31 protein-coding genes are annotated in these 24779 nt (G+C 63.5%); 18 read left to right on the top strand and 13 right to left on the bottom strand.

The features are described from left to right. Positions 1–314: 314 nt before the first annotated feature. Positions 315–2090 carry an ABC transporter transmembrane domain-containing protein gene (locus ACRYLT_RS01940; RefSeq protein ID WP_482662426.1) on the bottom strand — a complete coding sequence of 592 codons (1776 nt, stop codon included), beginning with the start codon at positions 2088–2090 and terminating at the stop codon, positions 315–317. A gap of 129 nt (positions 2091–2219) precedes the next feature. Here ACRYLT_RS01940 and ACRYLT_RS01935 point away from each other — a divergent pair, with 129 nt between their 5' ends. Beyond that, positions 2220–3437 carry a polyhydroxyalkanoate depolymerase gene (locus tag ACRYLT_RS01935; RefSeq protein WP_482662425.1) on the top strand — a complete coding sequence of 406 codons (1218 nt, stop codon included), beginning with the start codon at positions 2220–2222 and terminating at the stop codon, positions 3435–3437. Positions 3438–3874: 437 nt separating this feature from the next. Here the strand turns inward: ACRYLT_RS01935 and purQ are convergent, their stop codons facing one another. Both purQ and purS read right to left on the bottom strand, forming a co-directional pair. Then, positions 3875–4549 carry a phosphoribosylformylglycinamidine synthase subunit PurQ gene (gene purQ / locus ACRYLT_RS01930; protein ID WP_482662424.1) on the bottom strand — a complete coding sequence of 225 codons (675 nt, stop codon included), beginning with the start codon at positions 4547–4549 and terminating at the stop codon, positions 3875–3877. After that, positions 4546–4788 (bottom strand): phosphoribosylformylglycinamidine synthase subunit PurS, encoded by a 243-nt coding sequence (gene purS / locus ACRYLT_RS01925; protein ID WP_482662423.1) that lies wholly within the window; start codon positions 4786–4788, stop codon positions 4546–4548. The genes purQ and purS overlap by 4 nt, the downstream gene beginning before the upstream one ends. Before the next feature lie 125 nt (positions 4789–4913). Between purS and ACRYLT_RS01920 the strand changes: the two genes are divergently transcribed. After that, complete coding sequence (locus tag ACRYLT_RS01920; protein ID WP_482662422.1) at positions 4914–5063, top strand: hypothetical protein; 150 nt, start codon at positions 4914–4916, stop codon at positions 5061–5063. A gap of 32 nt (positions 5064–5095) precedes the next feature. After that, on the top strand, positions 5096–5431 hold the full coding sequence (erpA, locus tag ACRYLT_RS01915; RefSeq protein ID WP_482662421.1) for an iron-sulfur cluster insertion protein ErpA: 336 nt from the start codon (positions 5096–5098) through the stop codon (positions 5429–5431). A gap of 10 nt (positions 5432–5441) precedes the next feature. Here the strand turns inward: erpA and ACRYLT_RS01910 are convergent, their stop codons facing one another. Further along, positions 5442–6812, bottom strand: coding sequence for a Coenzyme F420 hydrogenase/dehydrogenase, beta subunit C-terminal domain (locus tag ACRYLT_RS01910; protein ID WP_482662420.1), 1371 nt, complete (start codon positions 6810–6812; stop codon positions 5442–5444). Then, the gene (locus ACRYLT_RS01905) at positions 6805–7875 is read right to left on the bottom strand and encodes a polysaccharide pyruvyl transferase family protein (RefSeq protein WP_482662419.1); all 1071 of its coding nucleotides are present in this window, start codon (positions 7873–7875) and stop codon (positions 6805–6807) included. Before ACRYLT_RS01905 ends, ACRYLT_RS01910 begins: the two co-directional genes overlap by 8 nt. Positions 7876–7978: 103 nt before the next feature. On the opposite strand from ACRYLT_RS01905, the gene xth reads away from it, so the two are divergent. Further along, on the top strand, positions 7979–8767 hold the full coding sequence (gene xth, locus ACRYLT_RS01900; protein WP_482662418.1) for an exodeoxyribonuclease III: 789 nt from the start codon (positions 7979–7981) through the stop codon (positions 8765–8767). 239 nt (positions 8768–9006) lie between these two features. On the opposite strand, the gene ACRYLT_RS01895 is transcribed toward xth, so the two are convergent. After that, on the bottom strand, positions 9007–9234 hold the full coding sequence (locus tag ACRYLT_RS01895; RefSeq protein ID WP_482662417.1) for a hypothetical protein: 228 nt from the start codon (positions 9232–9234) through the stop codon (positions 9007–9009). A 110-nt stretch (positions 9235–9344) separates the two neighbouring features. Next, positions 9345–9596, bottom strand: coding sequence for a hypothetical protein (locus tag ACRYLT_RS01890; RefSeq protein ID WP_482662416.1), 252 nt, complete (start codon positions 9594–9596; stop codon positions 9345–9347). 257 nt (positions 9597–9853) lie between these two features. On the opposite strand from ACRYLT_RS01890, the gene rpsM reads away from it, so the two are divergent. The 3 genes from rpsM (at position 9854) to ACRYLT_RS01875 (ending at position 11858) form a co-directional block, all read left to right on the top strand. Continuing rightward, on the top strand, positions 9854–10222 hold the full coding sequence (rpsM, locus tag ACRYLT_RS01885) for a 30S ribosomal protein S13 (RefSeq protein ID WP_482662415.1): 369 nt from the start codon (positions 9854–9856) through the stop codon (positions 10220–10222). 82 nt (positions 10223–10304) lie between these two features. Beyond that, entirely contained in the window at positions 10305–10694 is a 390-nt protein-coding gene (rpsK, locus tag ACRYLT_RS01880; protein WP_114954628.1) for a 30S ribosomal protein S11, read from the top strand. Between the two features lie 99 nt (positions 10695–10793). Next, positions 10794–11858 carry a DNA-directed RNA polymerase subunit alpha gene (locus tag ACRYLT_RS01875; RefSeq protein WP_482662414.1) on the top strand — a complete coding sequence of 355 codons (1065 nt, stop codon included), beginning with the start codon at positions 10794–10796 and terminating at the stop codon, positions 11856–11858. A 2-nt stretch (positions 11859–11860) separates the two neighbouring features. On the opposite strand, the gene ACRYLT_RS01870 is transcribed toward ACRYLT_RS01875, so the two are convergent. Continuing rightward, entirely contained in the window at positions 11861–12436 is a 576-nt protein-coding gene (locus ACRYLT_RS01870; protein ID WP_482662413.1) for a hypothetical protein, read from the bottom strand. 165 nt (positions 12437–12601) lie between these two features. Between ACRYLT_RS01870 and ACRYLT_RS01865 the strand changes: the two genes are divergently transcribed. Genes ACRYLT_RS01865 through ACRYLT_RS01845 form a run of 5 tightly spaced genes read left to right on the top strand, consistent with a single transcriptional unit; the run spans position 12602 to position 15843 of the window. Next, positions 12602–13684: an RluA family pseudouridine synthase gene (locus ACRYLT_RS01865; protein WP_482662412.1), complete on the top strand. Its 1083-nt coding sequence runs from the start codon at positions 12602–12604 to the stop codon at positions 13682–13684. Next, positions 13684–14277, top strand: a complete 594-nt coding sequence (locus tag ACRYLT_RS01860; protein WP_482662411.1) for an FMN-binding negative transcriptional regulator — start codon at positions 13684–13686, stop codon at positions 14275–14277. The genes ACRYLT_RS01865 and ACRYLT_RS01860 overlap by 1 nt, the downstream gene beginning before the upstream one ends. Next, the gene (locus ACRYLT_RS01855) at positions 14274–14933 is read left to right on the top strand and encodes an HAD-IA family hydrolase (protein WP_482662410.1); all 660 of its coding nucleotides are present in this window, start codon (positions 14274–14276) and stop codon (positions 14931–14933) included. Before ACRYLT_RS01860 ends, ACRYLT_RS01855 begins: the two co-directional genes overlap by 4 nt. Continuing rightward, entirely contained in the window at positions 14930–15157 is a 228-nt protein-coding gene (locus ACRYLT_RS01850) for a hypothetical protein (protein ID WP_482662409.1), read from the top strand. Before ACRYLT_RS01855 ends, ACRYLT_RS01850 begins: the two co-directional genes overlap by 4 nt. Then, positions 15154–15843 carry an ATP12 family chaperone protein gene (locus tag ACRYLT_RS01845; RefSeq protein ID WP_482662408.1) on the top strand — a complete coding sequence of 230 codons (690 nt, stop codon included), beginning with the start codon at positions 15154–15156 and terminating at the stop codon, positions 15841–15843. Before ACRYLT_RS01850 ends, ACRYLT_RS01845 begins: the two co-directional genes overlap by 4 nt. Here the strand turns inward: ACRYLT_RS01845 and ACRYLT_RS01840 are convergent. Together ACRYLT_RS01840 and gmk are read right to left on the bottom strand one after the other, a co-directional pair. Next, positions 15840–16415 carry a hypothetical protein gene (locus tag ACRYLT_RS01840; protein WP_482662407.1) on the bottom strand — a complete coding sequence of 192 codons (576 nt, stop codon included), beginning with the start codon at positions 16413–16415 and terminating at the stop codon, positions 15840–15842. The two genes, ACRYLT_RS01845 and ACRYLT_RS01840, sit on opposite strands and share 4 nt — an antisense overlap. 55 nt (positions 16416–16470) lie before the next feature. Further along, entirely contained in the window at positions 16471–17103 is a 633-nt protein-coding gene (gmk, locus tag ACRYLT_RS01835; RefSeq protein ID WP_482662406.1) for a guanylate kinase, read from the bottom strand. 72 nt (positions 17104–17175) lie between these two features. Here gmk and ACRYLT_RS01830 point away from each other — a divergent pair, with 72 nt between their 5' ends. The 3 genes from ACRYLT_RS01830 to ACRYLT_RS01820 are packed head-to-tail and all read left to right on the top strand — an operon-like array spanning position 17176 to position 18808. Beyond that, positions 17176–17712: a DUF1697 domain-containing protein gene (locus ACRYLT_RS01830; protein ID WP_482662405.1), complete on the top strand. Its 537-nt coding sequence runs from the start codon at positions 17176–17178 to the stop codon at positions 17710–17712. After that, positions 17709–18284 carry a DUF2585 domain-containing protein gene (locus ACRYLT_RS01825; RefSeq protein WP_482662404.1) on the top strand — a complete coding sequence of 192 codons (576 nt, stop codon included), beginning with the start codon at positions 17709–17711 and terminating at the stop codon, positions 18282–18284. Before ACRYLT_RS01830 ends, ACRYLT_RS01825 begins: the two co-directional genes overlap by 4 nt. Beyond that, positions 18284–18808 carry an acyloxyacyl hydrolase gene (locus ACRYLT_RS01820; protein ID WP_482662403.1) on the top strand — a complete coding sequence of 175 codons (525 nt, stop codon included), beginning with the start codon at positions 18284–18286 and terminating at the stop codon, positions 18806–18808. Before ACRYLT_RS01825 ends, ACRYLT_RS01820 begins: the two co-directional genes overlap by 1 nt. Positions 18809–18823: 15 nt before the next feature. Here ACRYLT_RS01820 and ACRYLT_RS01815 read toward each other — a convergent pair whose 3' ends face one another. The 3 genes from ACRYLT_RS01815 to ACRYLT_RS01805 are packed head-to-tail and all read right to left on the bottom strand — an operon-like array spanning position 18824 to position 20948. Beyond that, the gene (locus ACRYLT_RS01815; protein ID WP_482662402.1) at positions 18824–18988 is read right to left on the bottom strand and encodes a hypothetical protein; all 165 of its coding nucleotides are present in this window, start codon (positions 18986–18988) and stop codon (positions 18824–18826) included. Between the two features lie 33 nt (positions 18989–19021). Next, complete coding sequence (fumC, locus tag ACRYLT_RS01810; RefSeq protein WP_482662401.1) at positions 19022–20422, bottom strand: class II fumarate hydratase; 1401 nt, start codon at positions 20420–20422, stop codon at positions 19022–19024. Between the two features lie 43 nt (positions 20423–20465). Next, entirely contained in the window at positions 20466–20948 is a 483-nt protein-coding gene (locus ACRYLT_RS01805; RefSeq protein WP_482662400.1) for an SspB family protein, read from the bottom strand. 91 nt (positions 20949–21039) lie between these two features. Here ACRYLT_RS01805 and ACRYLT_RS01800 point away from each other — a divergent pair, with 91 nt between their 5' ends. The 3 genes from ACRYLT_RS01800 (at position 21040) to ACRYLT_RS01790 (ending at position 24764) form a co-directional block, all read left to right on the top strand. Continuing rightward, positions 21040–21417 carry a histidine triad nucleotide-binding protein gene (locus tag ACRYLT_RS01800; RefSeq protein ID WP_482662399.1) on the top strand — a complete coding sequence of 126 codons (378 nt, stop codon included), beginning with the start codon at positions 21040–21042 and terminating at the stop codon, positions 21415–21417. An 87-nt stretch (positions 21418–21504) separates the two neighbouring features. Beyond that, entirely contained in the window at positions 21505–23112 is a 1608-nt protein-coding gene (locus tag ACRYLT_RS01795) for an amino acid permease (protein ID WP_482662398.1), read from the top strand. 104 nt (positions 23113–23216) lie between these two features. Beyond that, complete coding sequence (locus ACRYLT_RS01790; protein WP_482662397.1) at positions 23217–24764, top strand: alanine/glycine:cation symporter family protein; 1548 nt, start codon at positions 23217–23219, stop codon at positions 24762–24764. Positions 24765–24779 lie beyond the last annotated feature (15 nt).

Here is a 24779-nt window from a genome sequence, read left to right as displayed (position 1 = left end):
CTATCCGAACTTTCCTCTGCCATTGCTCCTGAGTGCAGTCGGCGGATCGGCGTGATCGCTCGACAGAGGCGGTTCACTGCAGGATCGTAAGCGGAGCGTCGGCGGCACCATGGGGTGAACTAATCGCTTGATCGAAGGGCCTTTGCCGATAGTCACTTCGGCCGCAATCGAGCGCAGGACTCCCCAGGGACCGGATTGTCGCCACACGGGATCTCCACTTTGGGTGTAGTTCCGGGCAAACCGCAATTTTCTTGCAGGGTCGGGATTTCAGGGGATCACGCTGCGCTTGGCCGGCGGTTCCTGGCGGACGTTTGTCAGGCGGCGATGCCTTCGAACTGAAGGCGCGCCAGCCTCGCATAGAGGCCGCCGCGCCCGCTGAGGGCTTCGTGATTGCCTTCCTCGACAATCTGCCCATGGTCCATGACGATGATCCGGTCGGCGCTCCGGACCGTCGCAAGCCGATGGGCGATGACGAGCGTCGTGCGCCCCTGGAACAATCGTTCGAGGGAGCCCTGAACGAGCCGCTCGGACTCGGCATCCAAGGACGAAGTTGCCTCGTCGAGCAGCAGGAGGGGGGCGTCTCGAAGCAGTGCTCGAGCGATCGCGACCCGCTGGCGCTGTCCGCCCGACAGACGCGCTCCCCCTTCGCCCAGATAGGTATCGAGCCCCTGCGGTAGCTTCTTCAGGAAATCGGCCGCATTGGCCGCTTCCGCGGCCTCCCACAACTGCTCGTCGGTCGCTTCCCACAGGCCATAACGCAGATTGTCGCGCGCGGAGGCGGCGAAGATGACGGTTTCCTGAGGGACGAAGGCAATTCGTGAGCGCACCTCCGCCGGGTCAGCCTGGCGCAGATCGACCCCGTCCAGTCGAACTTCACCCGACTCTGGATCGTAGAAGCGCTGAGCGAGCTGGAACAGGGTCGACTTGCCCGCACCCGACGGCCCGACCAGCGCAAGCGTTTCGCCTGGCGCGACCTTGAGGCTGAATTCGTGAAGTGCGCTGACTTCGGGCCGGGTGGGATAGCGAAACGTCACCCGGTCATATTCCAGTGCACCCCGGCTGGGCTGCGGCAGGGATACCGGTTGGGCGGGCGCCTTGATCTGGGGCACCTGGGCGAGCAGTTCCGCCAGCCGCCCGGCTGCGCCGGCACCACGGAGCAGTTCACCATAAACTTCGCTGAGCGCTGCAAATGCCCCGGCGACGATCGCTCCGGTCATCACGAATGCGGCGATCGTTCCACCGCTGATCCGGCCCGCGGCGACATCGACCGTCGCCTGCCACATCAGCATCGTGATCCCGCCGAAGAGCATGGCGATGACGATCGCGGTGAGCAATGAACGAAGCGCGATACGGCGGCGGGCGGTGGCAAAAGCCCTCTCGACGGCCGCCCGGAAACGCTGGCTTTCCCGCGCCTCCTGGCCAAAGGCCTGGACGATCTTCATTGCGCCGAGCGTTTCCGCCACGATCGAGCCGAGATCCGCGATTCGATCCTGGCTGGTGCGCGACAGGGTTCGGACGCGCCGCCCGAGCAGCATGATGGGCACAAGGACGAAGGGGATGCCCAGCAGTAGCCCGGCGGTAAGCATGGGCGCGAGGGTGAACAGATAGATGACGCCGCCCAGACCAAGCAGGCTGTTGCGCAGAGCGACCGAGACCGTCGATCCCACCACCATTTCGATCACGGCGGTGTCCGAAGTGATCCGGGATGCGATTTCGGACGGCCTGTTCTCCTCGAAGAAGCGCGGTTCCAACCCCAACAGATTGTCGTGCACGGCCGCCCGGACGTCGGCGACCACGCGTTCTCCGAGCATCAGGACGAAATAGACACGGCTGGCCGTGGCGAGTGCCAGCACGATGACGATCAAGAGCAGGTAATTGAAATGGTGACTGACCGCGGCGCCGTCGGCACCGAATCCCTGGTCGATGACTCGCCGGAACCCGTCGGGGATCGCCAGCGTGGCTGATGCGGCGATCAGCAGCGAAAGCGCCGCAGCGGCGATCTTGCCGGGGTAGCGGACCGCATGATTCCAGATCATCGCGAGATTGCCGATCTTTTTCAGCGGCGCGGGCTCTGGTCGGGGCGGTGCCATGCCGGGTGGGTAGCAGCGGCCGGAGTGCCGCTCAATGCCGGGGGCGGAACAGTCGACCGACCGACCGGTTAATTGCGGTATGGATTAATCCCCCTTCCATCCCCATAAGGAAGAGGGGGTGGAGGTTCGATGCTTTACGACGCCTATGAGATGCAGCGCTCGCTGCTTGCCCATGCCAGCACGCTTGCGAACATTGGCGCCGGCTGGATGCAGAATCCGGTCAATCCGCTCAGCTATTCACATATGGGGCCGATCGTCGCATCGGCCCTTGATGTCTTTGCGCATGCCGCGGCGCCGCGGGGCAAGCCGGAATTCGGCATCGATACCGTCATGCTCGACGGCCAGGCGGTTCCGGTCATCGAAGAAATCGTGCTGCGCAAGCCGTTCGGACAGCTCAAGCGATTCCGGAAGGAAGGGGTGGAAGCCGGCCCGAAGCTGCTGCTGGTGGCGCCGATGTCCGGACATTATGCGACCCTGCTGCGGGGCACCGTCGAGAGAATGCTCCCACGCCACGACGTCTATATCACCGACTGGCGTGATGCGAAGCTCGTCCCCACCGACGAAGGCCCGTTCGATCTCGACGATTATATCGACTATCTCGTCGCCTTTCTCGAGCATATCGGACCCGGCGCGCACATGCTGGCCGTGTGCCAGCCGTCAGTTCCGGCCTACGCCGCCGCTGCCGTGATGAGCGCCGATCGGCACAAGTGCCGGCCGAAGACGCTGACGATGATGGGTGGGCCGATCGACACTCGCCAGGCGCCCACGGCGGTCAACACGCTTGCGACCCAGCGTCCCTTTGCCTGGTTCGAGAACAACGTGATTGCCACAGTTCCCTATCTTTATCCGGGCGCTGGGCGGAAGGTCTATCCGGGCTTCCTGCAGCTGGCTGGCTTCATGACGATGAACCTCGGCAACCATCTCGTCAGCCATTGGGAGATGTTCAAGCATCTGGTCCAGGGCGACGGGGAGAGCGCCGAGTCGACCAAGCGGTTCTACGAGGAATATCGCTCCGTCTGCGACATGACGGCCGAATTCTACCTTCAGACAATCGATGTCGTCTTCCAGCGTCACCTGTTGCCGAAAGGCGAGATGACTCACCGCGGCCGGCGGGTGGATCCTGCGGCGATCAGGGACGTGGCCCTGCTCGCCATCGAGGGCGAACGCGACGACATCAGCGGAGTCGGCCAGACGAAGGCCGCTCTTTCCATCGCGAAGGAGCTTCCAGCGAGGTTCAAGCGCTATCATCTCGCGCGAGGCGTCGGTCATTATGGAATCTTCAACGGCAGCAAGTGGCGCAATCAGATTGCTCCCGTCGTCGAGGATTGGATTGCCCAGCACGGCTGACGAACCTCCGGCCGTCGGAGCGGACCTTCTGAGTAGTGGTTGGTTCCGTGCCGTGATGGCGACCTGGTGACGGCTTCCCTCGAACAGGGACTCAATCGGCACGTCTGATGTTCACGAACGTTCCGGAGGGTTCTCCTCCGGTGCGCCCACTGGCGCCCGAGTGCACTCGGTCGGCATCGGCATGGCCTCGGCACAGGCGCTAAATATATGAGGAACCTTTGAAAGTTCCGAATGGCGACCCATATCCGCGAAAGTGTCAACTATTGAAAGGAGGTGGTCGAGTGTCTCATTGTCTTAAGCCTGATGCGGTGAAGCAGGGCACGGCCTCCACGGGGGTTCGCGCCTAAGGCACAGCCGCTCCATTGAGGCTGACAATGGAAAGGCCGCTCCTCCAGGGAGCGGCCTTTCGCATTTTCTGCCGAGAGTCCGCCCCTTTTTCAGGCGGGCTGACTGATCGTCTCGAGCAAACCTTCGAACAGGCGAAGGCCATCCAGCCGACCGTGAGCGGGCTCAACCGCTCGCTCCGGGTGCGGCATCATTCCCAGGACATTGCCGCTTTCGTTGACGATCCCGGCTATGTTGCGCGCCGATCCATTGCACGCATCGAGATAGCGGAAAACGACCCGCCCTTCGCCTTCCAGCCGGTCCAGCGTTGCTTCGTCCGCCTGGTAATTGCCATCATGATGAGCGACCGGAATCACGATCTCTTCGCCGGCCTCGTAGCGGCTGGTGAAGATCGATTGACTGTTCTCCACCCGAAGGGGCACGTCTCGGCAGACGAACTTGATGCCGGCGTTGCGCATCAGAGCGCCCGGAAGCAGATGAGCCTCCGTCAGCACCTGGAAGCCGTTGCAGACCCCAAGCACCGGTATGCCCCGCTCGGCCGCTTCCTTGACCGCCCGCATCACCGGGGACTGAGCGGCCATCGCCCCGGAGCGCAGATAATCTCCGTAGGAAAAGCCGCCAGGAATGGCGATCAGGTCGAGCCGCTCGGGCAGGTCGCTTGTGCGATGCCAGATCATCTCCGGTGGCCGGCCGCTGGCGAGGCGGATCGCCTCGGCCATGTCCCGGTCGCAATTGGAGCCCGGAAATACGATGACGGCGCTTCTCATCCCTGACCCTCGAGGCGTTCGACGCGATAATTTTCGATGACCGTATTGGCGAGCAGCTTGCGGCACATCTCCTCGATGTCCGTGTCGCTGACGGACGGATCGAGATCGAGTTCGATCAGCTTGCCCGCTCGGACGTCCCTGACCCCGGAGAAGCCCAGACCCTCCAATGCGTGGTGGATGGCCTTGCCTTGCGGGTCGAGGACCCCGTTCTTGAGAGTCACATAGACACGGGTTTTCATGGATGTTCCCACCGATGCGGCTGCTGCGCGCCATATGGAGGCATGAGCCGCTGCGCACAAGCATTCACCGGCTCTTTACCGGATCGTGACAAAGGTTGGAGCCACTGGCAGCAGGAGTCCGCGACATGGTCGGAATCGCGCTGGGGATGTTCCTGACGTTGTTCACCTTCGGCCACGAGCTGTTCGGCTGGTCGGACCCCGACAATCAGGTGCAGCTCGGGCTTTTCATGTCTTTCCTGTTCGGATTGATCTGCGGCTATCGCACCAAAGGCTAGTTTCTGACGGGCTGGCGCCCTATCTACGGGATGTGAACAGCGCGCCCGGAATATCACTTTCACCTTCAGCCGCGGCTCGTGTCGCGGCCATTGCCGAACGCCAGGGCAAGCCGGCGGTTCTTCGCCTTTCGGTCGAGGGGGGCGGTTGCGCCGGGTTTCAGTACCGGTTCGGGCTGGCAGACAATGTCGATGCCGAAGACGTCAGCGTGTCCCGTGACGGAGTGACTCTCGTCGTGGACCCGATTTCGCTCGACCTTGTCCGCGGCTCGACGGTCGATTTCGTCGAAAGTCTTGGCGGCGCTTCGTTCCAGGTGAAGAATCCCAATGCCGCTTCCGGCTGCGGCTGCGGCACCAGCTTCAGTATTTAGGCTCTCGCATTCAGCGCTTCGTCCCGGTCCACCGGTCGGAGTAAGTGAGACGGTGATAGGCGGATCGCATGGCTCTCGCCCATATCAGATAGAGTGCCGGTCGATCGAGCCTCCGGGCAAGCGCGAAGACTCGGTGGCTCCACCAGCTGATCTGGCGGCGAACCCGGTAGATCAGGCGACGTTTGAACGGAAGTCGGTCCGAACCGGGTGCCACCCTCTTGATCGGGCGCAGGCCCCTCCTTCGGTCCGCAAGGCGAAGCGCAAGACCTTCGCGCCTGTGCCTCAGGCCCGCGGCCTGGGTCTGTGCGACGAATTCGCTGTCGACCGGAGCCAGATCAAGCCGGGCCTCGCCGATGCCCTTTCGAACCAATTCGTGCAGATCGGCCGAGCGGACGATGACGACGTTCGTTCCGCGTCCGTCGGAGGCGTAAGGTTCGACCCAGGCGTCGCCGAAGCTGATGTCGGCCGTTTCGGCCACGACGTCGTCGCAAAAGTCGCAAGCCGAATTCTGAAAGAATCCCGATCCCCAATCGCCGTCCGCGAGATGCCACCAATCCTCGCGAACGGCGCGGCCATCGCGGAGGCTCAGTTGAGCCGTGTACCAGTTTGCCGGGCGTTCCGGGTTCTTGACCCGGTAGTCGATCGCCTCGACCGAATCGTGGGGGGCGCCCATCTGCCAGGCGAAGCTCTCCACCATCCGAGCGCTCTTCATGTGCCCGCAAAATAGGCCCAGCGTGAAGGCGATTCGTTCGCGCAGCAACTCGTCCTGTCGGCGTCGAAGTTGCACCGCCTTGATGAAGCAGGGGATTCCGACCACCGCATATCGGCCCGGCACGGCCCGGATCTCCTCAATCACCGCTGACAGCTCGACGGGGTAGTAACGTGACTTGGCTCCGGCTCGGACCTCCTCCTCGTTGCGCGACAGGCGATAAGCGAACAGGCGATCTTCCCGGCGCGGATCGACCGGAGCGACATGGGCGACAGCATCGACCAGTCCCTTCCGCAACAGCTCGGTCGCTACCCAGCTGACCATTCCTCCCGAGCTTGCGGCGGGCCGGAAGCCCTGTTCGGCGGCGTGTCCCACATAGGCTCCCGAAAAACGGCCGATGCGTTCATCTTGCTCGCTCGCCATTGGAAACAGGACCGAGGCGAGTTCATCCTCATCGGGTGCCGCCGGCGAGAAGGGGCAGGTGAGAGCCACTTCCGAACTGCGCTCGCGGAGCCAATCATCCGGTCCCGTGGGCTTGAGCTGACCGTATCGGTCCCATTCCATCCGGCCCGACGGGTCGGACTTACCGGCAGCACAACTACCGCAGCCGATGCAGAGGCCGGAGGAGATCACCTCCTTGCGGCTGAGCCGCTGCGGAGCCGGATCAGGCAAGCGCATTGGCAAGGTAGAGATCCGATCGAGCCCGCAAGGCTCCGATCTGCTCGAATATCGAAGCGTGCAGCGGGGTGCCGAGGAGAGAGTCGAGCCGGTCCTCGATCGTCTCCTCCGAAGTCAGATGGTGTTCGGCGCCGATCGCCCTTGTCAGACCTCGCAGCTTGTTCGATCGATACGGCGTAGCGGCGGCGGCGAAGGGTTTGGCGGCAACCAGCGCGAACACGCAGCCGTGAAAGAAGTTCGTCGCAACCGCGGCGGATCCGGCGATGAGCCGAGCGAAGCCGAGTGGCCCCTCGCCGATCCTCTGCTCATGCGCCCAGGCGTTGCGATAGCCGATGCTGATCAGGCGCACGCCACGCTTCGCGGCCCAGCGCCGAGCGGCTACGGCAAACCAGCTCGGGAAGCTGTGCCCATAGACCGCAACGTAAGGCTTCTCTTCCCGGTTCGTGGTGCGGTCGATCAGCGGCGGGAATTGGAGGCAGGGGTCGAGCACCAGCTCGGGCTCCACCCCAAGAGCGTTTCGGATCAGGCGCTGCGAATTGTCGTCGCGCACCGAAATGGCCGAGAAGCGCCGGAGCTTTTCGGACCACCAAGGCTCCAGACCTTCAGATGCATCCTGGTTGCCGAAGCTTGCAGCATAGGATGCCAGGCGCTTCGCGCGCAGTCCGTCGCCGTAGAAAATGGATCGTCCGCCGTACCAGGGATGTCGCAGATTCCATACTTCGTCGCTGCCGACGAGGATCAGGTCAAATTCTCCGAGCCTTTCCGGCTCGTCTAGCGGAAACGGGTCGGTGCGCGGCAGCGACCTTATTTCGTTCAGGACCCGGCGAGCTTTGCGCGCATAATGACGAAATTCATGGCGCGGCGTCCGCTCCGGCAGCAGCGGCTGGAAGGCACATCGCCATTCGGCGAGTTGAACGCGCGGACAATCATGATCGAGCAGCACGGCGTCATGTCCGCGACTTCGAAGGCCCTCCACCAGACATCGGGCCTGCCAGTATGAGCCGTAGTTGATGCAACGGTGAAAGGTAAGAACGCCTATTCTCTGGGGAGCGGTCATTGCTTTTGCCAATGCCCTGCCGGCAGCCTGGTTCCCCTCCGCTTCGAACAGCGGCGAAAGACTTCTTTGTTCCGCCTGGGGGCCGGTGCTACTCCATCCGCGCATGAAGATCGTCACCTACAATCTGAACGGCATCCGCGCTCGGCTACCCCGGCTGGTCGAATATCTGGAGGAACAGAAACCGGACGTGCTTTGCCTTCAGGAGGTGAAGTGCGCCGACGAAGCCTTCCCCATCGAGGACATCCGAAAAGCGGGCTATGATGGCGTCTGGCACGGTCAGAAGGGGTTCAACGGCGTCGCGATCCTGACCCCGGGAGAGCCCCCGCGGCTTCGTCGGATGGGTTTGCCCGGCGATCCGGACGACACGCATAGCCGCTATATCGAAGCCGAGGTGGACGGGCTGACCATCGCCTCCATCTACCTGCCCAACGGCAATCCCGTGGGCACGGAGAAGTTCGACTACAAGCTCGCCTGGATGGACCGGCTGCGCGCTCACGCCCGTGAACTGCTGGCGGAAGAGAAGCCCATCATTCTGGCGGGCGACTGGAACGTTATTCCGACCGACGATCCCGACGACGTCTTCTCTGCCCGGGCCATGGCTCATGATGCCCTGATGCAGCCGGAAAGCCGCGCCGCCTTCCGACGCATTCTCAACCTCGGCTTCACCGACGCGGTTCGCGCGCGCTATCCCGACGGCGCCGTCTACACCTTCTGGGACTATACGGCCGGTTGCTGGCAGCGTGATGCCGGATTCCGGATCGATCATCTTCTGCTGTCGCCCCAAGCGGCCGACCGGATACTCGATGCCGGCGTCGACAAGGATTATCGAGGGCGGGAGAAAGCGTCGGACCACGCTCCGACCTGGGTGCGGATCGAGGGCTCCGCCGCCTGACCAGAAGGCGAAAAGAGAGAGCCTGGCCGGCGCGGAGCCGGTCAGGCCCTCATGGCTTGGCGAGCGGTGGGACTTGCATTCCCCACATCACGCATCGGTCGATCTGGTGGTCGAACCCGTGCTACGGCAGCAAGAATCACCGTGTCACGCGCGCCGAGATTTTCATACCATGTTCCCGCCGAGTCGCGAACCGCAAAGTTCGACGCCCGTCGGCGTCAGGCATCGGCCTGCCGCGAAGATCAGTCGTTGTTGCTGCTCCTGCGTGAACGGATCGCCGGAATCGCCGCGGCAGCTACGAGACCGGCGGCGACGGCGGCCCCTGCCGCGGCGCTGGTCTTGGGATATTCGCGCACTTTCTCCTTCAGCGAACCGAATCGGCCTCCGGTCGAGTTCTGGCCATCCAGCTGTGCGGAATTCTGGCTCGTGGAACCGGCATGAGGCATTGCGGAACTGGGGATGTGGGACATAGGCTTGCTCCAGATTGAAATGCTGAGAGATGACGGAACGGACCTTCGCCGGCGGCGGTTCCAGCGGCTCCGTCACCCGCGCCAGGGGCGCGACGAAATGCCTCAGCCGTTTATTGGGCGTTGCTGGTGATTTGTGCGTCGCCGGCAGCTTCCAGCGCGTTCTGCACCGCGGCAGGATCGCTGACATTCTGCTCGCGAAGCTGATCGGCCCTGTTCTCGAGCACTTCGGCGGCCTTTGGCGTGCTTTGTTCTGCGGCTTCCTCCAGCGCCTCGGCACCGTTTTCGGCGCGACTGTCCGAACCACCGCATCCGACGAGCGCGAAGGCTCCCAGGGCAGCGGCGAGCGTGCAGATCGATTTCATGTTTCCAATCCTCGTTGCTGAAGTTCCGGAGGTGAACGAGCGCCGCGCGAGAGGGTTGCTCCAGGAAGAGTTTCGAGGCAGGAGGGGCAGAGCGAAGAGTTGACAGAAAAGGATCAGGTACCTATTTGCGGCTCATCCCGTTAACCGGCCATCCGGCGGCGCACGCGTGCGCGCGTCGGCTGTCGCTGTTTCGGGCCCACGAAGCGCTGAGATGGGCCGTTCGCCAGGCGGCCTGTGGAGCAGGAGAAAAGAACCTCATGGCACGTATTGCGGGTGTCAACATCCCGACCAACAAGCGCGTCGAAATCGCGCTTACCTACATCCACGGCATCGGCCGAACCACCGCCAAGAAGATCACCGAGCAGCTGGGCATTCCGCCTGAGCGGCGGGTCCAGGACCTGACCGATCAGGAAGTGCTTCATCTGCGCGAGACGATCGACGCCGAGCATACCGTCGAAGGCGACCTTCGGCGTGAGACGGCGATGAACATCAAGCGGCTGATGGATCTCGCCTGCTATCGCGGCCTGCGCCATCGCAAGGGACTGCCGGTCCGCGGGCAGCGCACGCACACTAATGCGCGCACCCGCAAGGGCAAGGCCAAGCCGATCGCCGGAAAGAAGAAGTAAGCGCAGGCTGCGCTTGCTTCTCCGCCGGGGGCGCGGCTGAGCCCCGTCCCGGCGTCATAACGAGATTAGGGATTGTAGAGAAATGGCACGTGAACCGCAGCGCCTTCGCCGTCGCGAGCGCAAGAACATCACCGCCGGCGTGGCCCATGTCAACGCCAGCTTCAACAACACGATGATCACCATCACCGACGCCCAGGGCAACGCCATCGCCTGGTCGAGCGCGGGCATGATGGGCTTCAAGGGAAGCCGCAAGTCGACTCCCTATGCCGCCCAGGTCGCCGCCGAGGATGCGGGCCGCAAGGCGGCCGAGCACGGCGTGCGGACGCTCGAGGTCGAGGTGAAGGGCCCAGGATCCGGCCGTGAAAGTGCGCTCCGCGCGCTTCAGGCGGTTGGCTTCACGATCACTTCGATCCGCGACGTGACTCCCATCCCTCATAACGGCGTCCGCCCCTCCAAGCGCCGCCGGGTGTAAGCCTCGGTCTCGCGCCTGCGGGGCGCGGCCAGGCCGAAGAAGTTTGAAGTTAGAAACGGAAGGTCCCTCGCAAGCCTTCCACCGACCCAAGGGAAGACCATGGCCGTCAACGCAAAGAACTGGCAGGAAATGAAGAAGCCCAACGCGCTTGAGAAAAAGGCGGCTGGCGGCGATTTGCGCCGCAAGGCGACGTTCGTCGCGGAGCCGCTGGAGCGCGGCTTCGGTCTGACGCTCGGCAACTCGCTCCGGCGTGTGCTCCTCTCCTCACTTCAGGGAGCTGCCGTCACCGCAATCAAGATCGAAGGTGTGCTTCACGAGTTCAGCAGCCTCGCGGGCGTTCGCGAGGACGTAACCGACATCGTCCTCAACGTGAAGCAGATCGCGCTGAAGATGGAAGGCGAGGGGCCGCGTCGGCTCAGCCTGTCCGCCACGGGCCCGGGCGAAGTCACCGCCGGCCAGATCGCCACGACCGGCGACATCGAGGTGATGAACCCGAATCTGGTGATCTGCCATCTCGACGAGGGCGCGACCCTCAACATGGAACTGACGGCGGAGACCGGAAAAGGCTATGTCGCCGCGGCCGCCAATCGTCCGGCCGATGCGCCGATCGGCTTGATCCCGATCGATGCGCTCTACTCGCCGGTGCGGCAGGTCAGCTACAAGGTCGAGAACACCCGCGTCGGGCAGGAACTCGATTATGACAAGCTCACCCTGACCGTCGAAACCGACGGCACCGTTACTCCGGACGACGCGCTCGCTTATGCCGCCCGGATTCTCCAGGATCAGCTCCAGCTCTTCGTCCATTTCGACGAAGGCATGGGCATGATGACGAGCATGCCGACCGGTGTGGCCGTCGCCGCAATGGAGACCGAGGCCGACGCCAACCAGCTCAACCGCTATCTGCTCAAGAAGGTGGACGAGCTGGAACTCAGCGTTCGCAGCGCCAACTGCCTCAAGAACGACAACATCATCTATATCGGCGACCTCGTCCAGAAGACCGAGGCCGAGATGCTTCGGACCCCGAACTTCGGCCGCAAGTCTCTGAACGAGATCAAGGAAGTCCTCGCGTCGATGGGCCTCCGCCTCGGCATGGACATCCCCGGCTGGCCGCCTGAGAATATCGAGGAAATGGCCAAGAAGCTGGAGCAGGAGCTGCTCGGCTGAGATTAGAGGATTTCGGGTGAATGGGAAGGGTCGCCATCTGGCGGCCCTTTTCTTATGATGGCTCGCCTGGCCCTTGATGGCTTCGCCTCCGCGTGCTCGCTCAGGAAGAGCAGCAGCTCGTCCAAATCTTCCATCGCGTCGGATGTGAATAGCCGGTGCATCAGCCAGATGAACGCCGCCATGCCGCACCCGAACCCGAGTATCATCAGGAACAACTTTGCATGGCTGAGACCCGGTGCGGGCTGTCCTACCAACAGTGCGACGAATAGCAGGAATAGCGAGAAGAGCGACAAGCAGCCGTAGCTTATATAGATCGACGCGGGAGCGCCGTAGCGTAGCTCGAAGCGTGTGCCGCCACCTTCCGGCAACAGCTTTCCGGTGAGCACCGGTTTGCCATTGTAGTCGAACGGTGATCGCCGCCGCCATAGCCGCAAGTGCCCGTGCAATACGCCGCCTACAGGAGCCGACGGGAACGGACTCATGAGCGAGGCGGTCGCGTCATTGATCCGTATCGAGCACTCTTCTGGCGGCAACGGCGAATGTCCCCTGAGGCTGATGCCCTCCAGATAATCCCGCATCCGCATTCCGGCTTCTTAGCCTGCCTTTAGAAGCTCTGCACGAGGCGATTGGAGATCGTGGAGTTCGAGCTGCCGTGTTTCAACCCACAGGGGCGTACCAATCCGGTCGCCTGGTCAAGCCGGGACCCTTCTTTTGCACGGCGGTTATCGCTACATGCGTCGGCGATGTCCGCCGAGCAGGTCCGCCAGTTCACCGTCAGCGAAGAAGATGACGGAATCCGCCTCGACCGCTGGTTTCGGCGCAACCTGCCTGAGGCGAGTTTCGGGACCATTGCCCGTTGGGCCCGCACGGGCCAGCTCAGACTCGACGGCAAGCGCGCTTCGCCCGGGGATCGGATCGAGGCTGGGCAGCTGATCCGCGTCCCACCGCTCGAGGAGGAGAAGGCTGCCCGTCCTTCGCCGAAGCGAGACCCGCTCACCGAAGACGAAGTCGATTTCGTTCGGAGCCTCGTCATCGAGGCGGATCCCGCGGCGATCGTCGTCAACAAGCCGCCGGGTCTCGCTACCCAGGGCGGTACGAAGACGAGCAACCATCTCGACCGGCTTCTGGAAGGACTGGTCGATGAAGGCCAGCCCCGTCCCAAGCTGGTTCACAGACTGGACAAGGATACGTCCGGGGCGCTCCTGGTCGCCCGGACGCCCCGAGCCGCGGCCTTCTTCTCGAAGGCCTTCTCCGGGCGAACCGCGCGCAAGATCTATTGGGCGCTGGTCGTCGGGGTGCCTTCGGTCGAAGATGGGCTGATAGACCTTCCGATCGCCAAGCAGCCGGGCACGGGCGGCGAAAAGATGCATGTTGACGAGGAAGGCGGACAGGCTGCCCGGACTCGGTACCGGGTCATCGAGCGCGCAGGGAATCGCGCCGCCTGGGTCGAGCTCCAGCCTTATACCGGGCGAACGCATCAGCTCCGGGTACATATGGCGGCGATCGGCCACCCGATCGTGGGCGACGGCAAATATGGTGGCCAGGACGCGTTCCTCACCGGCTCGATCAGCCGCAAGCTTCATCTTCACGCCCGACGCCTTCGCATCGACCATCCCGATGGTGGGCGAATCGACGTGATGGCTGAACCTCCCGAGCATTTTCGCGAAAGTCTCGCAGCGCTCGGCTTCGATCCGTCCGTCGGAGACTTGTCGCTCGACGAGCCACAGGCACCGAGCCGGGACCAGATAAAGGCCAAGGCTCGCGCCCACGCCAAGCAGGTTCGCAAGGAGCGGCGAGGGGAACGGCGGAACCGAAGACGATCCTGATGCACCCCAACCGCAAGTTCCACATCCAGAATCGCGAGCAGATGGCGGACCTCGTGCGCGAGCAGGGCTTCGGAATTCTGGTCGCGCAGACCGACGCCGGACTTCGGGCGGTGCACGTTCCAGTGCTGCTCCGGCAAGACCGGCTGCGATTCCATGTTGCCAAGGGCAATCAGGTCCATGCGGCACTGGTGGAGGGGGGCGAGGCCCTGTTCGTCGCGAACGGGGCTCATGGCTATGTAAGTCCGGACTGGTACGGCCTCGACGACAGGGTGCCGACCTGGAACTATGTCGCGGTCGAACTGGACGGCCCCGTCCGCCTGCTCCAGCCGGACGAACTCGTGCACTTCCTCGACGAACTTTCGGATCATCACGAAGCCGGGCTTGTGCCGAAGCCGGTCTGGAAACGCGACAAGATGAGCGAGGGCCGGTTCGCTGGCCTGTTGAAGGCGATCAGCGGTTTCGAGATGATTGTCAGGAACTGGCGCGGGACGGCGAAGCTCGATCAGGACAAGCCGGAGGAGGTGCGCTCTCGACTCGCCCGGGCCCTGGAAGAGCGGGGTGACCTCGAATTGGCGAAGGCCATTCGACCATGAACCGGCTCGCCATCTTCGACTGCGACGGAACCCTGGTCGACAGCCAGCACAATATCTGTCTGGCCATGGAAACCTGTTTTGCCGCCGCGGGGCTGGAGCCGCCGCCGAGGGAGCGAACGCGGTCCATCGTCGGTCTCAGCCTCGTCGAGGCAATGCGGGAGATGGTGCCGGAGGCGGAGGAGCGACTTCACGTGACTCTGGCCGAGGATTACAAGCGCGCTTTCCAGGAAATGCGTCGACAGGGGCTTGCCGACGAGCCCCTCTACGGGGGTGTAAGCGAACTTCTCGACCGGCTCGAAGCCGAAGGCTGGCTGCTCGGGGTCGCGACGGGCAAGTCGGATCGCGGTCTCTCGCTCTGCCTTGAGCATCACGGCCTGCTGGGCCGGTTCGTCACCCTTCAGACTGCGGACCGCCATCCCTCCAAACCCCACCCTTCGATGATCGAAAAAGCCATGGCGGACGCTGGCGCGTCCCCCGAAGGGACGGTGATGATCGGGGACACGACTTTCGACATGGCGATGGCCAGAGCCGCGAGAGTCGCCGCCATCGGAGTGGCCTGGGGATATCACCCTGCGGATGAACTGAGGCGCGCCGGAGCGATTGAGGTCGCTTCGCACCCGCTCGACATATTGGAACTCATGAAGGCCTTGGCATGACACCTCAGGAAGAATCGCTCTGGCGGAATCGCTTCATCCTCGTGAACCTCCTGCGGATCGGAGCCACGATCGTGGTGCTGCTGGCGCTTGCGCTCTGGCAGAGCGACCTGTTCGTTGAAGGGGGCAGCATCGTTGGCTTTCCGCTCGCTCTCGCGGCGCTCGTCGTCAGCTTCTACGGCCCGAAGTGGCTCTCGCGCCGTTGGCGCAACCCGCCAGGCCGATGAAGCGGTTCTACAAGGATGCCGGAGTCGCAGCCGGCGAAGGCGGATTCCAGCTTCTCCTGGATGGCCGGCCGATCAGGACTCCGGCAAGGTCTGCGCTGCTGGTCCCGAGCGAAGCGCTTGCGCAAGCCATTGCCGATGAATGGAGATCGCAGGGCGATCGGGTCGATCCACGGACGATGCCGCTGACCGGACTCGCCAATGCGGCCATCGACCGGATCGTCCCCGACAAGGATTCCTTCGCTCGCGGCCTCGCGCGTTACGGCGAGAGCGACCTGCTCTGCTACCGGGCAGAAGGGCCGCGGCCTCTGGTCGACCGTCAAGCGCAGCTGTGGGACCCGATCCTTTCCTGGGTTCGCCAACGGTTCGACGTCGACCTGGAAGTGGTCTGCGGCGTCATTCACCGACCGCAACCGACCGGAACCGTTGACCGGCTCTCGCGGGCGGTGGATGCGCGATCGCCATTCGAGCTTGCGGGTCTGTCGCCGCTGGTGACGGTGTCCGGCTCACTCATCATCGGCCTGGCGCTGGCCGAAGGTGCCATCGATCTGGAGAGCGCCTGGGCGGCGGGGACACTCGACGAGCAGTGGCAGGTGGAGCAATGGGGCGAGGATCCCGAGGCCGCAAGGGCGCTGGAATCCCGTCGGCGTGACTTTGAGGCAGGCTACAACTTCCTCAAGCTGCTCTAGACGTCGATCGGTGCATCCGCCGGCGCGGCTCGCGGCTTGGGCAGGAACCAGGCCAGGATCGTCCCGGCCGCCGCGAGCGTCAGCCCATCGGCAATGAACAGATAGATGAAATGGCTCCAGCCATGGTGCCAGTAGATTGGCTCTCCGAGGCGGATGAAGGCCGTCGCCGCCACCGCAATCAACACGGCGAGCCGCACCCTCGACTTGAAGTCCGAAACCCGCCTGTCCACCCCGATCAGGGCCGCTCCGATCAGCAGGGCGACGATGAGGTTCAGGACGAGACCCATGGCCAGCGAGGTCGAATCGGTCGCCGCGAACCCACGGACATTGTAGTGGATCGTCGCGATCGGTCCGCGCGAATACATGTTGGTCTGGGCCGACGAGTCCAGTCCGGGAACCGAGTAAGTTCCGGTTCGCGGCAGGTTCGCCGCCATCGCCTGCTGGACCGCTGCGGCCTGGCTGTCCTCGAGGCTCGACATTCCAAGCCTCGCGAGCGGCGTGGCGAAGAAGATGAAGCCGATCACGAACATTGCCAGGGCCGCGACGATGGAGCCGATGATGACGCGTGGCATGACGTTTCTCCAGTTGCGGAGAGAGGCCTAGCCTATCGACCCGGAGCGTGGAAGCTCAGCTAATCAGCTCGCGCACGAAATCGTGGAGGAAGACTCGCCGGGTCGCCTTGAGCCGCTCCGCCTTCAGGATGTTGTGGACCAGCTCGCGGCACTTCTCGGCATTGTTGTTGATCAGCACATAATCATATTCGGCCCAGTGGCTGATCTCGGCCGCCGCCCGATCCATCCGTCGGCGGATCACCTCTTCGCTGTCGGTGCCGCGAGCGCGGAGGCGACGCTCAAGCTCCTCCATCGACGGCGGAAGGATGAACACCCGAACAATATCGGGGTCGACCTGCTTCAACTGCTGCGTGCCCTGCCAGTCGATGTCGAGCAGCACGTCGCGCCCGCCCTCGATGACCTTCAACACTTCCTTCTTCAGGGTTCCATAGCGATGGCCGAAGACGTGCGCCCATTCGAGGAACGCGCTCGTTCTCACCATCTCGTCGAACTGCTCATCGGTGACGAAATGATAATCGACGCCGTCGACCTCGCCCGGCCGGATCGGCCGGGTCGTCGCCGACACCGACATCGCAATGCCATCGTCGCTGGCGAGCAGCATCCGCGCGATGGTCGACTTGCCGGCTCCGCTTGGGGAGGAAAGGACGTAAAGAAGGCCCCGGCGCTGGAAGGCGCTTACTATCTCCATGCGCGCTACTGGCTTTGGCGAGCGGCTCACGTCAAGGGAAGACGCATTCGGCATTTCTGCTAAGCTGGTGGAATGGGGCGGCTGGTCGCATTGCTTCGGGCAGTGAATGTAGGGGGGCGCGCTGTGCCCATGGCCGAACTGCGAGCCTTATGCGTGCAGCTCGGCTGGAAAGACGTTTGCACCTACGTCCAGAGTGGCAATGTCCTCTTCTCGGCGGACGACGAGCCGCAGCAGCTCGAATCTGCCCTCGAAGCGGCGCTGAAGGAGAGGTTCGGGTTCGACGTTCCGACGCTCGTTCGGAGCTCGGCGCAATGGGCCGACTATGCCGATGGCAATCCCTTGCCCGATTCGGCGGAAGAGGCGCCTCAACGCCTGCTGCTCTACCTGTCGAAGCGACCGCCGCTCGTCGAAGCGGAGTGCGTTGTCCAGGCTCGAGCCGCGGACGGCGAGCAGGTGAAGCGTTCCGGTGACGCTTTGTGGATCCGATTTCCCTCCGGGTCCGGTCGCTCGAAATTGACGCCTTCGCTGATCGACAAAGCGATCGGCTCCCCCTCGACGAGTCGCAATTACCGGACCGTCATCAAAATAAGGGAGATGCTCGACGAATGAAGGCTGCGCCTCCGATCCCGCGCAACTCCTGGCTCCTGGCGATGGCCCTCATCGCCCTGGCTGCAATCGTCCTGCTCTGGATGGGGCGGCCGCCGATCTGCACCTGCGGCGAGGTCAAGCTGTGGGTAGGAGAGGTTCACGGGCCGGGCAACAGCCAGCACCTTGCCGACTGGTACACGCCGAGCCACATCATCCATGGCTTCCTCTTCTACTTGCTCGGCTGGGCCGTGCTGCGGCGCAATCCGCCCGGCGACAGACTTCTCGCCGCCGTGCTGATCGAAGCGGGGTGGGAAGTGCTCGAGAACAGCCAGTGGATCATCGATCGCTATCGCGAGGCAACGATGGCGTTCGGTTACAATGGCGACAGCGTCCTCAATTCTCTCGCCGACATCGGCTGGATGATCCTTGGTTTCGGCATTGCCAGGCGGCTTCCCGTCTGGGCGACCGTCGCCCTCGGACTTTCCTTCGAGCTTCTGACCCTGCTGATCATTCGGGACAATTTGACCCTCAATGTGTTGATGCTTCTAGCGCCGGTGGAGGCAATCGCCGACTGGCAGGCAGGAGCAAGCTGATGCGCATCTGGATTGGAGCAGTTCTTCTTGTCCCCTTCATGGCTTCACCGGCGAACGCGTCGGAACTGTTCGGCGGCATTCTTGCACATGACGTCGATTCGCCGCTGACGAAGGGCGGGCTCGAAGGCGGTGCAGACCTGCAGTTCGGCTGGCGGGGCGATCGCCTCGGCGCCCTTCGCGCAATCGGCGCTCCTTCGCCCTATGTCTTCGGTTCGCTCCACACGGGCGGCGACACCCATTTCGCCGCGGCAGGGCTGGGCTGGAAGATCGGCGGAAGAGTGTTCGTTCGTCCCGGTATCGGTCTCGCGATTCACAGCCGGAGCAGCCGCGGAACCGTCGATGGTCTTCGAACCGATCTCGGCTCGCGGATCCTCTTCGAACCCGAACTCGGAATCGGCATGGACGTGAACGAACAGGTCAGCGTGGAAGCAAGCTGGGTGCATCTCAGTCACGCCCAGCTCTTCAGCCGCCAGAATCCCGGAATGGACAGTATCGGCCTGCGGCTCACCTACAAGCTTCGCTGAGGACGAGCCGGGTTTTCAGCCGCCAGCGAGGCCCTCGGTGATCCTGCCCGTGCCGCCGCAAATGGGGCAGGGGGCGCCGTCCTGCTTGCCGGTGCCGTTGCATTCGCGGCAGAGATTTTCACCGGTGCCGGGCGTGCCCGGCGCCGCCTCGTCTCCGGGGCTCATGTCATGGTCGCTCATGCGCGACCAACTTCGGAGGCGCGGCTGCGTTCCTCAGCGCCCCAGCATATTCTCGGGTTTGACCACCCGATTGAAAGTCGCCTCATCGACCAATCCGAGCTGAAGCCCCGATTCCTTGAGGGTCAGGCCCTTTTCATGCGCATTCTTCGCGATCTTGGCGGCATTGTCGTAGCCGATCTCGGGGGCGAGCGCCGTGACCAGCATCAGCGACTTGTTCATCAGGTCCGCGATCCGCCCTTCGTCGGGCTCCATGCCTTCCAGCGCCCGTGCCGTGAAGCTTTCCATTCCGACCGCAAGCAGCTCGATCGAACGCAGCACGTTGGCCCCGATCAGCGGCTTGAATACGTTCAGTTCCATATGACCCTGCAGACCGCCGACGGTGACGGCAACGTGATTGCCCATCACCTGAGCGCACACCATCGTCAGGCTTTCCGCCTGGGTGGGATTTACCTTGCCCGGCATGATCGAGCTGCCGGGCTCGTTCTCGGGAAGGCGGAGCTCGCCCAGTCCGCAGCGCGGGCCGGAGCCGAGGAGCCGGATGTCGTTCGCGATCTTGCTCAGCGAAACGGCGAGGACATTGAGCACTCCGGACAGCTCGACAAGGGTGTCGTGGCTTGCCAGCGCCTCGAACTTGTTGGGTGCCGTCACGAAGGGCAGCCGGGTCAGGCTGGCCACTTCCGCCGCAAATTTCTCGCCGAACCCTTTCGGGGCGTTGAGTCCGGTCCCAACGGCCGTTCCGCCCTGGGCAAGCTCGTACACGCGCGGCAGAACGGCCTTCACCCGGGCGATTCCTGCCTCGATCTGGTAGGCATAGCCGGAAAACTCCTGACCGAGGGTCAGAGGCGTGGCGTCCTGAAGATGGGTACGGCCGATCTTCACGATGCGATCCCAGGCCTTCGCCTGTTCGGAAAGCTTGCGATGGATGGTTCCGAGCGCCGGCAGCAGCCGGTCGTTCACCGCTCGGGCGGCGGCGATGTGCATTGCCGTCGGGAAACTGTCGTTGGACGACTGGCCGCGGTTGACATGATCGTTGGGGTGGACGGGAGTCTTGCCGCCGCGGTTTCCCGTGAGGATCTCGTTGGCGCGGCCGGCAATCACCTCGTTGGCATTCATGTTCGACTGGGTGCCGGATCCGGTCTGCCAGATGACGAGCGGAAACTGATCGTCATGCTCGCCCCGGGCGACTTCCGCGGCTGCCTGCTGGATGGCTTCCGCGAGCTGCGCATCGAGGCCGCCCTCGCGGGCATTCACCCGAGCCGCCGCCTGCTTGACGAAACCCAGAGCGTGCACGATTTCCAGCGGCATCTGCTCGCGTGATCCGAACGGAAAATTCTCGATCGAGCGCTGAGTCTGGGCGCCCCAATAGGAGTCGCCCGGAACCTCGATCGGTCCGAAGCTGTCGGTTTCGGTGCGGGTCGTCGTGGTAGAATGCATGCCTTCCCCCGTTCGCGCTCAGGCGGTTGTCGGGACGCGGCTACTATTTCTTGCGCTTGAAATCCACCGAGACGACGTTGGAGCCGTCCTCGATCGGCTCGGCCACCGGCGGATCATTCTCGGCATGCTCATGCTCGTCGATCCCTGGCTCGTCCGTCTGTGCCTGGAACTGCAGCGCGAAGTTGACGGCCGGATCGACGAAGCCGGTGATCGCCGAGAAGGGAATGAACAGCCTGGCGGGCGCCTGATTGAACGACAGCCCCACTTCGAATCCCTGCTCGCGCACCTTGAGATCCCAGAAGCGGTTCTGGATGACGATCGTCATCTCGTCCGGAAAACGCTCCGACAGGTGCCGGGGAATGTCTACTCCTGCCGCCGCGGTCTTGAAGGTGATGTAGAAATGGTGCTCGCCGGGAAGGCTGCCGGTTGCCTCAACCTCGCCCAGGACCCGGCCGACGACCGCCCGCAGGGCTTCCTGCACGATTTCGTCATAGGGAATCAGGCTATCGGGCGGCTGCTCGCTCATGACCCGACTCGTAGCGCCGCCCGGAAGCGGGTCAAGCACGTTGCTCGGTCGAGCGACTGATCCTATCGGGCGGGACAGGAGGAATCCGCCAATGCCGATCGACGCCACTCAGCCTTATGACGACAGCAACGTCTTCGCCCGGATCCTTCGCGGCGAGCTTCCGGCGAAGAAAGTCTTCGAGGACGAGCATGCGCTCGCCTTCCACGACATCAATCCGCACGCGCCGGTGCATATCCTCGTCATACCGAAGGGCCGATACGTTTCGTGGGATGATTTCTCCGAGCAAGCGTCCGCGGAAGAGATTGCCGGCTTCGTTCGAGCGGTCGGCCATGTTGCTCGAGATCAGGGGCTCGTCGAGCCCGGCTATCGACTCCTTGCAAATATCGGCCCGGCCGGCGGACAGGAGGTACCCCACCTTCATGTCCATATCTTTGGCGGACGCGCGCTTGGGCCGATGCTTGCCCGCTGATTAACGCTTGCTCCGATCGATATTGCAGCTAGGCTCCGCGCCCAACGAAAAGGACGGCCATGGACGCCGCGGGTTAAGGGGAAGAGCATGATTTTCGGGCGCGTTAAGCCTCTCGACGCCATTCTCGCCACCGCTGAAAAGAAGGGGCTCCACCGCTCGCTCGGTGCGCTTCAGCTGACCTTGTTCGGAGTCGGCTGCATCATCGGTACCGGAATCTTCGTCCTGACTTCGGTCGGTGCCCAAAAGGCTGGCCCTGCGCTCGTCATCAGCTTCATCGTCGCTGGCGCCGTCTGTGTCGTTGCCGCGCTCTGCTATGCCGAAATCGCCTCGATGGTGCCGGTTTCCGGTTCGGCTTACACCTATAGCTATGCCGTCCAGGGCGAACTCCTCGCCTGGACGGTCGGATGGGCATTGCTCCTGGAATATGCCGTCGGTGCCTCCGCGGTGTCGGTTGGCTGGTCCAATTATTTCACCAATTCGGTGCTCCAGGAGTCGCTCGGAGTAAGTCTGCCAGCCTGGCTCAAGACCGGGCCGCTTATGTTCGGCGGAGAGCCGGGCGGGCTCATCAACCTGCCCGCTGCCTTGATTGCTCTGCTGGTCACCGCTCTGCTCGTCGTCGGAACCACGGAAAGCGCTCGAGTCAACGCCGCGCTCGTGGCCATCAAGGTGACCGCACTCACCGCCTTCGTGGTGCTCACGCTGCCAGCGATCGAAGCCGACAATTTCAGCCCGTTCATGCCTGGCGGCGTGTTCGGCGGCCTGGGAACCGGAGTCGGCGTGCTCGGTGCCGCGGCGACAATGTTCTTCGCCTATATCGGGTTCGACGCCGTTTCGACCGCTGCGGAGGAGACCAAGAATCCGCAACGCAACGTGCCGATCGGCCTGATCGGCAGCCTTGCGATCTGCACCATTTTCTACATGCTGGTTACCGCAGGTGCGATCGGAGCGATCGGCGGCGATCCGATCATGGGGGCCAATGGCGTGCCGCTTTCTACGGGATCTCCGGAGCTGGCTCGTCAGTGCGCGCTTCCGCAATATGCCGACGCCCTGGTCTGCTCCGGCGAGCCGCTCGCCCATGTGCTTCGAACGATCGGCTTCGGAACGATCGGCAATGTGCTGGGCTATGCCGCCTTCATCGCACTGCCCTCGGTGATCCTGATCCTCATCTTCGGCCTCACGCGGATCTGCTTCGTCATGGGTCGCGACGGGCTTTTGCCCGAGCGTCTCTCGACGGTTCATCCGAAATGGAAGACACCGCACGTCGTCACGATCATCACCGGCTCCATCATTGCCATGCTGGCGGCCTTGTTCCCGGTCGGGCAGCTTGCGGACATTGCCAATGCGGGAACGCTTTACGCCTTCATGATGGTGGCGATTGCGGTTTGGATGCTCCGTCGTCGCGAACCGGATCGGCGGCGCCCGTTTCGGGTGCCCGCTTTGTGGCTGGTGGCGCCACTGACCATTCTCGGCTGTCTTTTCCTGTTCCTCAATCTGCCGAGGGAGGCGTTGCTCGGCCTGCCGCTCTGGGGTCTGGTAGGACTCATCGTCTATTTCGGCTACGGCTATCGCAAGAGCCATCTCGGCCGCGGACTTGTCGAAGTACACGAGCCGGAGATCCACGATATCGAGCCGGCAATTCCCGGCGTCGACGAGCGCGACCCGCTCGACCCGCCGAGGCATCCGCCCGGGATCTGACGGCGATAAGCGGGATCAACGCTTTCATGTTTCTTTTTCGTTTCCGATTCGTGACGGCTCCGCTAGCGGCCGACCCGAGCGGAAGCGCCAGGGGGAATTAGAGGATGACGGCAGCGCAGCAGGATGCGGTAGCGGACGAGTCTTCGGTCGTCGGACTCGTCGACCATGTCACCAACGTTGCCGATTTCATCTGGGGCGGTACCTGGAACGGGGAAGAGGCGATCCCGCTTCCGCCGATGGTTTTGATCCTGCTTGGGATCGGCCTGTACATGATGATCGGGCTGCGTTTCTATCCGATCCGCAAGCTGTGGCCTTCCTTCGTCGGTCTGTTTCGAAAATCCGGCGACAAAGGGGCCGGTGAGATTTCTCCATTCGCGGCGCTTTCGACCGCTCTGTCGGGCCAGGTAGGCACCGGCAATCTCGCCGGTGTCGCGACCGCCATTGCCCTGGGCGGTCCGGGCGCAATCTTCTGGATGTGGATCACCGCACTGATCGGAATGGCGCTTGCTTTCGCCGAAGGCGCGCTGGCGATCCGCTATCGCGAGGTTCTTCCGGGTGGCCATCGTCGCGGCGGGCCGATGACCTACATTGCCCTGGGCTTGGGCCCTAAGTGGAAGTGGCTGGCGATCGTCTTCTCGATTGGCACGGTCTTTTCGGCGCTGGTGACGGGGAACATGATCCAGGCCAATTCCGCTGGTGCCTCGATCCAGCAGCTGACCGGCTGGGAAGCTTGGATCGGAGGGCTCATCGTCGCCGCCCTGACTTTCGTCGTCATCATCGGCGGAATCAAGTCGATCGGGGCGGTGGCGGAGAAGGTCGTCCCGGCCATGGCGCTGGCCTATATCGTCATGGCGCTGATCGCCATCATCATCAACATCGAGGACATCCCGGCGACCTTCGCCCTGATCTTCCATGGCGCCTTCAACCCGCAGGCAGCCACCGGCGGGTTCGTCGGCGCGGCGATGATCGTGGCGATCCGGGCCGGAGTCGCGCGGGGCCTCTTCTCCAACGAGGCGGGGCAGGGCTCGACGCCGATGGCGCATGCCGTCGCCCGGACCAACGATCCCGCCCTCCAGGGTCGCTTCGCGATGATGGGCACATTCATCGACACCATCATCGTCTGCACGATGACGGCGCTCGTCATCCTCACCGTCCAGGGCAGCTTTACCGCCACCGATCCGGTCACCGGGGCCGTGACCATCCAGGAGCATGCCTGGAATTCCGATCTGCGTGGCTTCGAAATGACGGCCGGCGCCTTTGCCGCCGCCTTTCCGGTCGGAATCGGCGGGCTGCCGCTGGGCGTGCTCATCGCTTCCGTGGCGTTGCTCCTGTTCGTCTTCACGACCTTGCTCACCTGGTCCTATTATGGAGAGCGGGCGATCACCTTCCTGGTTGGCGACTGGGCGGTGATCCCGTTCCGGATCTTGTGGTGCGTGATGATCTGGATCGGGTCCTTCCAGGAACTCGAGCTCGTCTGGCGTCTAGGCGACATCGCGAATGCCGCGATGGCCCTGCCGAACCTGATCGCTCTGCTGTTCCTTGCGCCGGTGGTGTTCGCCCTCGCTCGCGGGCATCGCTCGGCCGGACCCGACCATGGCCGGGAAACTCCGCCCGAACTGCTGGACGAGCCGGCGGCGGCGCGAGAGGACTGAGACTCGGCAACCGCC

Source organism: Sphingosinicella sp. SM1-17, from assembly GCF_056821765.1.
This window is presented reverse-complemented; position numbering and strand designations above follow the sequence as displayed.